The organism is Paenibacillus sp. E222 (genome assembly GCF_013401555.1).
GTDB lineage: Bacteria > Bacillota > Bacilli > Paenibacillales > Paenibacillaceae > Paenibacillus.
Map to the genome: position 1 here is coordinate 4,833,133 of NZ_CP058552.1, position 11,838 is coordinate 4,844,970.

Annotated in this window: 9 protein-coding genes; 6 read left to right on the top strand and 3 right to left on the bottom strand. The window is 43.7% G+C overall.

Annotation, left to right across the window (positions count from 1 at the left end; translation table 11 throughout):
* Nucleotides 1–73 precede the first annotated feature (73 nt).
* Both HW560_RS21745 and HW560_RS21750 read left to right on the top strand, forming a co-directional pair.
* Nucleotides 74–1,306, top strand: coding sequence for a cytochrome P450 family protein (locus HW560_RS21745; protein ID WP_257031402.1), 1,233 nt, complete (start codon nt 74–76; stop codon nt 1,304–1,306).
* Nucleotides 1,307–1,695: 389 nt separating this feature from the next.
* Nucleotides 1,696–2,454 carry an SDR family NAD(P)-dependent oxidoreductase gene (locus HW560_RS21750; RefSeq protein WP_179265879.1) on the top strand — a complete coding sequence of 253 codons (759 nt, stop codon included), beginning with the start codon at nt 1,696–1,698 and terminating at the stop codon, nt 2,452–2,454.
* A 405-nt stretch (nt 2,455–2,859) separates the two neighbouring features.
* Here HW560_RS21750 and HW560_RS21755 read toward each other — a convergent pair whose 3' ends face one another.
* Both HW560_RS21755 and HW560_RS21760 read right to left on the bottom strand, forming a co-directional pair.
* Nucleotides 2,860–3,192 carry a MerR family transcriptional regulator gene (locus HW560_RS21755; RefSeq protein WP_179264698.1) on the bottom strand — a complete coding sequence of 111 codons (333 nt, stop codon included), beginning with the start codon at nt 3,190–3,192 and terminating at the stop codon, nt 2,860–2,862.
* Nucleotides 3,193–3,354: 162 nt separating this feature from the next.
* Nucleotides 3,355–4,149: a helix-turn-helix transcriptional regulator gene (locus tag HW560_RS21760; protein WP_179264699.1), complete on the bottom strand. Its 795-nt coding sequence runs from the start codon at nt 4,147–4,149 to the stop codon at nt 3,355–3,357.
* Nucleotides 4,150–4,363: 214 nt separating this feature from the next.
* On the opposite strand from HW560_RS21760, the gene HW560_RS21765 reads away from it, so the two are divergent.
* Nucleotides 4,364–6,604: a helix-turn-helix domain-containing protein gene (locus HW560_RS21765; protein ID WP_179264700.1), complete on the top strand. Its 2,241-nt coding sequence runs from the start codon at nt 4,364–4,366 to the stop codon at nt 6,602–6,604.
* Between the two features lie 129 nt (nt 6,605–6,733).
* On the opposite strand, the gene HW560_RS21770 is transcribed toward HW560_RS21765, so the two are convergent.
* Nucleotides 6,734–7,618 carry a carbohydrate ABC transporter permease gene (locus tag HW560_RS21770; RefSeq protein ID WP_062329851.1) on the bottom strand — a complete coding sequence of 295 codons (885 nt, stop codon included), beginning with the start codon at nt 7,616–7,618 and terminating at the stop codon, nt 6,734–6,736.
* A gap of 420 nt (nt 7,619–8,038) precedes the next feature.
* Here HW560_RS21770 and HW560_RS21775 point away from each other — a divergent pair, with 420 nt between their 5' ends.
* The 3 genes from HW560_RS21775 to HW560_RS21785 all read left to right on the top strand — a co-directional run bounded on the left by HW560_RS21775 (nt 8,039) and on the right by HW560_RS21785 (nt 11,700).
* Nucleotides 8,039–8,896: an ABC transporter permease gene (locus HW560_RS21775; RefSeq protein WP_091034863.1), complete on the top strand. Its 858-nt coding sequence runs from the start codon at nt 8,039–8,041 to the stop codon at nt 8,894–8,896.
* Nucleotides 8,897–9,018: 122 nt separating this feature from the next.
* On the top strand, nt 9,019–10,524 hold the full coding sequence (locus HW560_RS21780; RefSeq protein ID WP_179264701.1) for an extracellular solute-binding protein: 1,506 nt from the start codon (nt 9,019–9,021) through the stop codon (nt 10,522–10,524).
* Nucleotides 10,525–10,557: 33 nt separating this feature from the next.
* Complete coding sequence (locus tag HW560_RS21785; protein WP_218834970.1) at nt 10,558–11,700, top strand: glycoside hydrolase family 88/105 protein; 1,143 nt, start codon at nt 10,558–10,560, stop codon at nt 11,698–11,700.
* Nucleotides 11,701–11,838: the final 138 nt, after the last annotated feature.

The window sequence follows — 11,838 nt, forward strand, 5'->3', positions numbered from 1 at the left end:
GAAAGTGAATCGTTAAATATGATAGTATTTATATTGTAGTGATATTAATACTATCGTTTTAAGGAGTGATGTGATGTTTACCAATGAAAATCAAGGTCGTTCCAAGTCCAAAGTAGATTTCATGGATCATTCTTTCATTCAGCAGCCTTTCCCAGTCTACGAAAAGCTGCGTTCCGAAGAGCCTGTCCATCGACTATTACTGCCAAGTGGGCATGCTGCGTGGATGGTTACCCGATATGAGGATGCCGTCAACATTTTGCAGGATGGTCGCTTTGTAACCGGAGTTCTCGATAACAGGAATGATGAAACGGAGGAGACACTTCCTCCACATCAGGTAATTATTTCACGCAATCTGATCAGTGTTGGTCCTGAAGATCATCGTCGACTGCGGCGCTTGATTCAGAAGGCATTTACTCCCCGAATGATTGAGAGGCTGCGGGGACGAATTGTGGAAATAAGCGATGAATTACTAGACAAGATTCAGGCAGGAAACACTCGGGAGTTTGATTTGATCGAGGACTATGCCTTCCCACTGCCCATTATCGTTATTTGCGAAATGCTAGGCGTTCCGCTGAAGGATCAAGACAAATTCAGAGCCTGGTCCAACACCATTATGGAGAGTGTCAGCAATCCGCAGATGAATCAGGAGAGCGATGAAGTAATGAAGGCTTTTGTGGATTACTTACAAGAACTGATCACGGATCGTCGTAATCATATTCAACAGGACCTCGTCAGCGATCTCATCAGCATAGAGGAAGAAGGTGACAAACTAACAGAGCAGGAGTTATATGCACTCGTGTTCGTACTCATCATAGCGGGGCATGAAACAACAGTAAATCTGATCGGGAACGGCATGCTGGCGTTGCTGGAACATCCCCAGCAAAAGCAACTACTTATGGAGCAACCGGCTCTGATTCAAGCGGCGGTTGAGGAAGTGCTGCGATTTAACGGGCCGGCAGAAATTAGCAATGTTCGATGGGCTGCAGAAAATGTTGATTTTCAAGGAATACAAATTCGCCAAGGAGACATGATGCTGGTCGCTTTATCCTCAGCGAATCGGGATTCCAGTCGATATGAAAACCCCGATACGTTTGACATTACTCGCAAAGTCAATGACCACATTGCTTTTGGTAAAGGAATTCATTATTGTCTTGGAGCTCCACTTGCGAGACTTGAAGGCGAGATTGCGATCAACGCTTTACTTCAACGGCTGCCGGAGATTCGGTTAAATACGGATGCGGAACTGCTGGAGTGGAGGCCAGGTATGATCATCCGGGGGCTCAAAGCTTTTCCAGTCGTATACTAAATTCCGCGCATGCGATTGATTTCAGCTATTCAAATGCTTAGAAACAATGCCCTGATGGATGATACACATAGAAATGATAGATTTGACCCAAAATTAATCAATATATTGGAGAGATGAACCTAATGAGTTATGACGAGAATATCCGAATTGGTGAATTGTTGAACAACGCAGAATCGTTTGCTGTACTGGAAAAGCATTTGCCGGAATTCGTGAAAGAACCAACGTTCAAGATGGCCACTAACTTTACGTTGGATCAACTAGCTGCATTGCCTCAGGTAGATATTCCTTTACCTACACTTCAGATTTTGAAGCAGGAACTGGCAACCATTGCGTTTGAAGCAACAGTCCAGAAGCAAGAAATTGGTGCACCGACAGGAAATAAAGAAGGTATTTCTCTGGAAGGTAAAGTGATCATTGTTACGGGAGCTGGCAGTGGGATTGGAAGAGCCAGCGCGGTGATGATGGGATCTCGCGGAGCGAAGCTTGTACTGGTTGATTTCAATGAGCAGACAGGGGGAGAAACGTTAGCACTGGTTCGCGAAAATGGCGGCGAAGCTACATTTGTACAGGCTGACGTATCCAAAGAGAGCGATGTTCAAAACTATATTCAAAAAGCAGTAGAAGCCTATGGAAAAATTGATGTGGCATTCAACAACGTGGGCATACTCCAGAAATTCCAACGTTTTCAGGATATCTCCGAGGAAGAATATACACGGATCATGGATGTGAATGTGAAAGGGATCTTTTTAGGCATGAAATATGCCTTGCAGGTTATGGATAAACAGGGATACGGTCATATCATTAATACTGCGTCCACTACGGCTATTCGTGCTGAACACAGTCTGGCTGCATACACGGCTAGCAAACATGCGGTTGCGGGATTGACCAAAGCGGCGGCCATTGAATATGTACGCAAAGGTATTCGCATCAATGCTATCTGTCCAGGAGGTGTAGCTACAACATTGACGGCTGCGGTTCCCCAATCGTTGCAGGAGAGTGGCTATGTGCCTGAAGAGTTTCCGAGTATGCGGATCGGGCGTTATGCAGAGCCAGAAGAACTCGCCCAGATCGTTGCGTTTCTTGCATCTGATTATTCCAGTTATATGACAGGATCAATCATCCTCGCAGATGGTGGCATCACACTTTAATGGTTTGAAGAAATTTTATTAGATGAAATAAAGTATATAATCATCAACGTTTTTTAATTACGCATAACTCTAGATATAGAGGAGCGACATTGTCAATTAATGAGATGTCGCGGGACGTTCAAAGTCGCTATTATAGCGACTTTTTTGTTTTAAGGAAAAGCTGAGGACAAGAACATAGTCCATGTGATCAATGATTAGATGTACATCTAATCATTGATCACATGGACTTAAACAAGAAAATATTCACGATGTTATGTGATAACTGTCGAGGGACAAGAACATATTCCTATTGAAGTCGCTATTTTAGCGGCTTTTTTAATTTATCGGTACAAGTTCTTGTCCCGAGCCAAGGACAAGAACTTGTACCGATTACCGAAATGGACAAGAACATGTTCCTATTTCCGGTTAGGCGTTTTTGCATATAATTTTCTCCAGACGGAATTGTGTCTGTGCCACTGCACGTTCCTTAGCTTTGTGCATGAGCAAAAATTGTTTTCTGGCATCGAGAGGAGGATCTCCTTGTCGAATCAGTTCTGTGTAAACCTCAATATCCTCAATAGACATATCCGTATCTTTCAAAGCGATAACCAACTCCAGCCACTCTAGGACTTCGTTCGAATATTCTCTTCTACCTGAAGCATTACGTTCCACATGAGGTAAGCTGTCTTCTTGTTCATAATAGCGCAGGGTGGAGCGACGTAAACCTGTAATTTTCTCAACTTCACTAATACTGTACATGCCAAACGATCCTTTCATAGTTAAAGTTAACTTGAAGTGAATTGCACACTAGTAACGTGTTATATGCCAAATCAAAGACTGATCACAGTCAGCGGTAAAATATAAACGACAACGAAATGACTTATGCATGCTGATGTTATGAAGTTTTAAAGCATAGAATCCTCATTTTAGATAGTTACTCACATTGTTCTTAAAATCTCGTGGTGTCATGCCGTAAATAGCCTGGAACACCCGATTGAACGTACGCTGGCTATCGAATCCTGCATTCATCCACACCGTTGTTAGAGACGCATCTGTGGTACGAATTAGCATGGAAGCATACTCAACCCGAAGCATCGATAGATAGTTTCGTAGATTCATCTTGAATCGCTTGGAGAAGATGCGAGAAATATAATATTTACTTACGTTAAACTCGGAGGCAAGTGTGTCTAGGGTGATGGGCTCGGTGAAATGTGTTGCTAAGTATTCCATCAGCTTCTTGGATAAATCCTGCACGGGGAGTTGCTGTACTTGTTCAAATTCAATTTTGCGCAATAGATGCGCGATGATGATGTGAATCCAACCAAGCTTAATGGCATAATCATCATCCCGTTTCACTTTCTCAAATGCAATTGCAACGTCTTCATGAACATATGGTTTAGTAATAGTTGGATTCTTAGGATGGAAGCGAGTCAGATCAGGAAACAGACCGCCTAAGAGCTTGGGATGGATAATAATTAACACCTCCCTCGTATAGGAATTCCCAGTTGTTTCGTAACGGTGAACCATATCAGGGAATATCATTGCTGCGTCACCTTCGTGCAAATCATACGTTTGATCATTCACTTCAATCCGTTGAGACCCTGAAATGACATATAGAATTTCAAGATATCCATGCATATGTGGAGGGAAAGAAATCTCCTTCAAATTCCAGATAACCGATAATTCATCCTTACGAATCTCATAAAAAGGTAACATCCGTCTTAACCTCCAGTGCAATTTTTGGCTAGTTTTATATTCTTTATGTCTATATTCTTGTTCATTGCCATGATAAACTCTAGTGTGACGAGATCTACAACGGCTCATAATTTTTATAGTACGGCAAAATGCAAGCGATTACATGACTGCCGTGAAGGGTTTCATGACAAATGGACTCAAGATGTACCAATTCAAACAGATGGAGGAGCAGGACATGCGAAAGAGTAAAACGTTTACGAATATCTTTGTCTCGATCCTACTCCTTAGCATTGGACTCGTTGTAGGTTTTGGGAGTTATATCTATGTTTCAACTACAAAATCGGTAATAGAGCGTGTAAGCGAGGGGCACCAAAGCTTAATTCTGCAGGTGAGAAATACACTGGAACAAAAAATTCAAACCATTGAATATGCTTTTGCCACGTACAGTACGACGCCATCGTTTCGTAAGGTCATTAACAGTCCATTAAGCGGGCAAGATTATGAAGCATATCGCGAACTGAATTCCCAGCTAGGTTATATTGCAACGATGGGGCTTGATGGCGTGCAGTATTCGCTTGTGAGTCTGAAGCAAAATTGGAGCCTGTCTAACGGATCGTTATCACGAATTACAGATGAAGAGAAGCAACAGATGCAAGCCTTATTCGCTGATCCGGAAGGCAATAACCTCTATTGGACCAAAACTAAGGAAGGTCTTCGATTGCTGCATGCGTTACCGATGTATTCGAAGGACAAAGAAGCCATTGCGATGTCGGACATCTCTTTGCGAACACTGAATCAATCCCTACAGACGCAATCCGATGCTCCTATCTACATTTTGAACAAACAGGGTGAATTGCTCTATGCAGCTTTAACCGAACAAAGCCCTATATCTGCTGAGCAAATGAGCTTAATCAGCAAACAAATAGTTAATGAGCCTCCTTCAGGACAGATTACAATTCCTGCTGCATCGGGTGATTCAATTATGGGCTTGTACGCCCGTTCTACTTATAATGGATGGACTTATATCACACTTCCGAATCAAAAAGAAGTCAGCCAAGCCCTATCATCGACCCGTTTGGGTTTAATTGTAATGGGTGCCGTCATTATGGCTCTGATGATCATTCTTGCATACATTATAGCTTTACGGCTTGCCAAGCCCGTTCTTCAAATTCAGCATAGTCTTGGCGGACGTGCTGAGAGAACGGTCAAGGACGAGGTCGGTTGGATCATTCAGTCGATCCATTCTATTGTTTCAGAGAAACAACATCTCGAACAGCTTATCCATCTTGAAAAGCCCAAACTTGAAACACAATTTGTTCTAAATGTACTACAGAATAGGTTAACCAGGGAAGAGATCCATAGCTATCTTGAACGATTCGCATATACAAAGATGCACAACGAGATGTATGCAACGATGTTGATTCAGATTGACCGTCCCGGGAAAGGGGCGCTGGCTGATAAAGATACACTGCTGTTGGCCGTTAATCAGTTAGTGCAGGAGATCATCCCCCCGTCCCAACGGATGTTACCCGTCGTGTTGAATGAACGGACACAAGCAACGATATTATCCTTCGCTGGCAGTTCTTCAGACAATCGAGAAGTGATATTGCAATATGCCAAAAGGGTTATTCAATTGTCTCGCGAGTATTGGTCCGCTTCAGTCAGTGTGGGCTTCAGTGGTCAATATGAAGACCTGATGAATACCCGGGAAGCCTGTGATATGAGTCTTGAAGCATTGTACCAGCGTCTTAAGCTAGGCAAAGAGTCCGTTATTTTCTATGAGGATATCTTACGTGTTGGCAGCGGACCTACCTTACTTCACTACCCTACAGAATTGGAGAGTCGGCTGTTCGATGCCATACGTCTTGGTGACAAAGAAGAGGTGACACGTACGTTATACCCGCTGTTAGCAGATATGATGAAGCATAACCTTAATCCAATGAATCTGGAGATCACATTGATTCGATTCGTGAACAATTTGATTCAGTTGGAGCAGCTCATTGGTACGGACGTGTTGCTTACACAGAGTAACGGCACATTGTATCATCGACTGCTGCATACGCTGAATCCGGAAGAAGTTGAACACATTCTTGTTCACGAAGTCATCTATCCTATGGTAGATAGTATGCAGGAGAGAGCGAGCCAACAGTTTCGCACACTTGCAGATCGTATGGCCTCTATTGTACGCACGGAATACGACCAGGACTTGTCACTGGAATCCATAAGTGAACGATTGCATTATACGCCGAACTATCTAAGTAGCATTTTCCGTAAAGAGTACAATATGACCTTTAGCGAGTACTTAATGAATGTCAGACTAGATGTAGCAAGGAAATGGTTGGTGGACACGAACATGCCCATTAAAGATATAGCCGAACGACTGGGATATCAGAATTCCCAGAACTTTATACGTACTTTTCGGAAAAAAGAGAATCTCACCCCTGGTGCATATCGAAGGGTGCGGATGGATAGCTGAGCATCCCAGTATATGTTAGCAGTATCCGATAATCCGTAAGCACCTTCGAAATTCAACTCCACTCCATGTAAGCGTAAATCCCCTCAGGTTGATCCCGAGGGGATTGTTATTTTCCATATGTGCCTCATCTCAACCTTTCACTGAACCAAGTAAAGCGCCTTTGGTAAAGTGCTTCTGCACGAAAGGATACGCGAGCAGCATCGGTACAGTAGCCACAACAATGACACTCATCTTAATGGTCTGTGATGGAGGGACAATGTCTACAACCGAGCTGTTGCCATCCATGCCACTGGAGACAATTACAATCTGGCGGAGCAATACTTGTAGTGGCCACATCGTGGACTCGTTGAGATATAGGATCGCATTCATATACGTGTTCCAATAGGATACGCCATAGAACAGGGATAAGGTAGCAATGGAAGGTAGAGCCAATGGAATCATAATCTGCAGCAAAATCCGAAAGTCGTTGGCACCATCAATTTTGGCAGATTCCTCTAGACTATCCGGTAGCGCCTGGAAGAAATTGCGCATGATGATCAGGTTGAATGCATTGATTGCAGTAGGGATAATCATGGACCAGTACGAATCGATTAACCCAACGGCTTTCACAACTAGGAAGGTGGGAATCATACCCCCGCTGAACAACATCGAGAAGACGACCAAGAAATTGATAAAGTTCCGTCCTAAGAGATATCTTCTGGATAACCCGTAAGCCATAAGTGCCGTCAGCGTCATACTGACAATGGTTCCTGCCAGCGTGATGAAGATGGATACGCCGAGTCCTTTGAAGATGGTAGGTGTGGAGAAGATGTAACGATAGGCATCAAGCGAGAAGGATGTCGGAAACAGAATAAACTTCTTCTGTACAATCTCCTGCGTGGAAGCGAAGGAACTGGCAACGACGTTTACGAAGGGTAATAGGCAGGCCAGGGAGAAAAGAAGCAAGAACGTATAATTTATTACATTGAATATGACGCCACCGAGTTGTTCCTTTTTAACATTGTGTTTGGACATCTGATATGTTCCTCCTTGTTAAGTAGTGATTCTCCCTTACCATAACAAGCGAAGAATATTACGTACATAATCCTGACCTACTGACTTGAAATGGAACGTTGTAGTGATGCAAAAGCTTTGAAATACCATGATAATCCATATTACCAATAATAATCATGATCTACGATCTGCACCTGTTCATCTGGCCTTAAGCCGCGCTGGACGGGGATTCCTTCAACTACAATAGCTAATGATTATGTACGGAATCGCTTACATCTCATATGCTTAGGAAGCATTCAACTACACCATCCCAAACAAGGAGGTCAGCAAGCAGTGAGAGAATCTGAGCCATCAGTCGTTTCGTTGCAACACAAAGCATATCGGAATACAGGATTAGGTCACTATTTGAGAAACGCTGCATCCAACAAGCTTCTTTATTTAATGATTCTTCCCGGTTTTATCTACTTTGTGATCTTCAAGTATTTTCCGATGGGCGGACTTATTATTTCATTTCAGGATTATCAGCCGTATCTAGGAATTAGAGATAGTCCATGGGTGGGCTTCAAACATTTTGTCCGTCTGTTCACGGAACCAACCTTCGCCATGCTACTTAGTAATACATTGATCTTGTTCGCGCTTGAATTAGTGATTTTCTTCCCGATTCCGATCATCCTTGCACTCATGATGAATGAAGTACGACACAGATTATTCCGAAACTCCATTCAAACGATCGTATATATCCCACATTTCATGTCATGGGTGATTATCGTCTCCATTACGTACGTGTTTCTTAGTGTGGATGGGGGCGTCGTCAATGAAATTATAGCTGCATTGGGTGGTAGCAAGATCAGCTTCTTAACTTCACCTGAATGGCTTCGTCCGATGTATATTTTGCAGATTATATGGAAGGAAGCCGGTTGGTCAACGATCATCTACCTCGCAGCTATTACTGTTGTAGATACCCAGCTGTATGAAGCTGCCGAGATGGACGGTGCGTCTAGATTGCGTAAAATGTGGCATGTAACTTTACCCGCCATACGTCCGGTCATTATTACACTGTTGATTCTCAAAATCGGAAACACGCTAGAACTTGGCTTTGAACATATGTACTTGTTACTGAATTCGCTTAACCGGGAGGTAGGTGAGATATTTGATACGTATATCTTCACGGCAGGTTTGAAGAACGGACAATTGAGCTTTAGTACAACGGTTGGATTGTTCAAAGGTCTGGTAGGTTTGGTGCTGGTTATGTTCGCTAATCGTCTCGCCAAAAAATTAGGAGAAGACGGCGTTTACTAGCAGCTATCCCAAATGACAACCATGATGTACTGGTAAAATCTAATCGTTGTTATGCTTCAATAGTTCGTATGGTGTGGGAGCAACTCGGATTGACCATAAATTGGTGAAAAGGGGATTGAACGATGAGATATAGAACTTCCAAATTGTTAGCGCTTACGTTAAGCGGAGCCTTACTGTTATCTGCCTGTTCCGGAGGAAGTGGGGATTCAGGAACCAATGCTGATGGGAAAACAACGATTAGTTGGTTGAATATCATGCATACCGCTTCACCACCTACAGACACTGTGCTTAACAAAATCGAAGAGATTACGGATGTGGACATACAGTTTTCCTGGATTCCGGATGCCTCTAAGGAAGAACGGCTTAATACTTCACTTGCTTCCGGTTCTCTCGCTGACATCGTATCCTTGACGATTCTGGAGAATTCTTCGGTTCGCAATGCGCTCAAAGCAGGCGTCTTCTGGGAGGTTGGTCCGTATCTCGATGAATTCCCAAACCTGAAAGGCATATCTCAGGATATGCGCAATTCGGCATCCATTGAAGGGAAGTTATACGGTATTCCGATGCAAAAGCAGGTAGCGCGCAATGGTGTTATTTTACGTAAAGACTGGCTCGATAAGGTTGGCTTGCCTGTGCCCAAAACAACGGCAGAACTCATGGAAGTGGCAAAGGCATTTACAGAACAAGATCCCGATGGCAATGGCGTGAAAGACACAACCGGATTCATTGACCGCAGTGATTTGGTATTTGGTGCGTTTAAGACCCTGGGATCTTACTTTGGGACACCAAGTGGTTGGGCGATTAGTGAGGATGGCAAAGTGACACCTGAGTTTGAGTCCGAAGGTTACATTCAGGCGATGGATTATATGAAAGAGCTGTACACCAATGGATACATTAATCAGGATTTTGCCGTAACAGCCAAGAAGGATCAGCAGGAAGGCTTCGCACAGGGCAAGGCAGGGATCTACGTGGGTGCTCTATTTGATAGCAAGGGGCTGTTCAATCTTGCCCAAGGTGTCCAAGATGATATGGAGCTTGTGATGGTCAATGATATTACGTCCACAGGAAACGAAAGTGATCGAGCGATATGGTCGACATCCAATGGCGTAGGAGGATTGCTTGCATTTCCTAAATCGGAGGTCAAGGACGAAGCCGAATTGAAACGTATTCTGAAGTTTATGGATGATCTGATGAGTGAAGAGGTATTTACCTTGATGACGTATGGTATCAAAGATGTGCACTATAGCCTCGACGAGAACAATGGTGCCACCATAATTAATACCAAGTTATGGGAGCAAGAGGTACAGCCATTTTCTTCCTCGCGCCCTAACGAGAACGGATATGCCATTGTGGATGCTGACCCACTCCGTATTGAATCGACACGGTTAATTGAAGAAAATACAACCTTTGCCGTACTGAACCCAGTGTATTCGCTGGAATCACCAACGTTCTCAGAACAAGGTTCTGAGTTGCAGAAGATCATCACGGATGCAACATACAAGTATATCCTGGGCAAGATGGATCGTGTCGGCTTCCAGAATGCTATTGATACCTGGAGAAAGTCGGGCGGCGACAAAATCATCACCGAATATGAGGCAGCGCACCAAGCCGTATTAAACAATAAATAAATAGCAAATATGTACCGAGGAGGAACTCTACAGATGCTTGAAACAAAATCTGCTATGGATCTATGGGCAGCCAAAACAGCCGCATCCATCATGGAGCGAACCCCTAAGCTGTATGAAGAGAACGGGCATCACGGCAAGTGGTCTTATGATTATGGCGTAGTGCTAAAAGGATTTGAACGATTAGGGCAAGCGACAGGTGATGAGCAATATGCACAATATATCCAGCATAATATGGACTATTTTATTCAAGATGATGGATCGATCCGGGGATATCGGATGGATGAACATAATATCGATCATTTGAATAATGGCAAGCTGATGTTCGGCCTGTATGACAGGACAGGGAAAATAAAATATAAGCTTGCGGCTGGATTGCTACGTGAACAACTTGTGACTCACCCACGCACATCAGAGGGAGCTTTCTGGCACAAGCAAGTATATCCCTATCAGATCTGGTTGGATGGTCTCTATATGGGAGCCCCTTTCTATCTGGAGTACTTGCTTCGCTGGGAGCCAGAAGAGGACTTATTGAACGATGTTACTAAGCAATTTATATTGTGTGCCCAACATACCCGAGACGATGCTACAGGACTGCTCTATCACGCTTGGGATGAACAACGCGTTCAGCCTTGGAGCCATTCAGTAACAGGACAATCACCAAACTTCTGGGGCAGATCTATCGGCTGGTTTGTTATGGCTTTAGTCGATGTCCTGGAGTTATTACCAAGCCATCATCCCGATTATAGCAAGTTGGTTGATATTTTCACAGATACGATGACTGCGCTGCGCACCTATCAGCATACAGCTAGTGGGGTATGGTATCAGGTGGTGAATGAGGGAGATCGCAAAGGAAATTATCTGGAAGCTTCAGCATCCAGCATGATTGTCTACGCCATGGCCAAAGGGATTCGGCTAGGATGGTTACCGCGGGAATGGGAACTGACATTGAATCATGCTTATGCAGGATTAATCTCTGAATTCGTAATGGAGACCAATCAGGGTTGGGTGAATCTCTACAAAAACTGCCAGGTTGCAGGGCTCGGTGGAGATGCAAGGCGTGACGGAAGTTACGCGTATTATATAAGTGAACCAATTATAACGAATGATCAAAAAGGAATGGGAGCTTTCTTGCTCGCATGTACCGAATACGAGTACTTGCTGCATGCCAAAGTTTAACGATCTATGACGAGACCCGTTGGATAGGAAACCTAGAACGTGATCGCAGAAAGAGTACGGATAGGTTTCAGATTACAACGGGTTTTCGCATCCCTTTTGCTAATAACGCTTATTACGTTGAGGAGGTGATGCCAGATT

What these genes read in the sequence shown, in the direction of transcription:
- HW560_RS21745 (WP_257031402.1), top strand. Translation starts at nt 74, where the DNA reads ATGTTTACCAATGAAAATCAAGGTCGTTCCAAGTCCAAAGTAGATTTC.
- HW560_RS21785 (WP_218834970.1), top strand. Translation starts at nt 10,558, where the DNA reads ATGCTTGAAACAAAATCTGCTATGGATCTATGGGCAGCCAAAACAGCC.
- HW560_RS21755 (WP_179264698.1), bottom strand. Translation starts at nt 3,192, where the DNA reads ATGTACAGTATTAGTGAAGTTGAGAAAATTACAGGTTTACGTCGCTCC.
- HW560_RS21765 (WP_179264700.1), top strand. Translation starts at nt 4,364, where the DNA reads ATGCGAAAGAGTAAAACGTTTACGAATATCTTTGTCTCGATCCTACTC.
- HW560_RS21775 (WP_091034863.1), top strand. Translation starts at nt 8,039, where the DNA reads ATGATTCTTCCCGGTTTTATCTACTTTGTGATCTTCAAGTATTTTCCG.
- HW560_RS21760 (WP_179264699.1), bottom strand. Translation starts at nt 4,149, where the DNA reads ATGTTACCTTTTTATGAGATTCGTAAGGATGAATTATCGGTTATCTGG.
- HW560_RS21770 (WP_062329851.1), bottom strand. Translation starts at nt 7,618, where the DNA reads ATGTCCAAACACAATGTTAAAAAGGAACAACTCGGTGGCGTCATATTC.
- HW560_RS21780 (WP_179264701.1), top strand. Translation starts at nt 9,019, where the DNA reads ATGAGATATAGAACTTCCAAATTGTTAGCGCTTACGTTAAGCGGAGCC.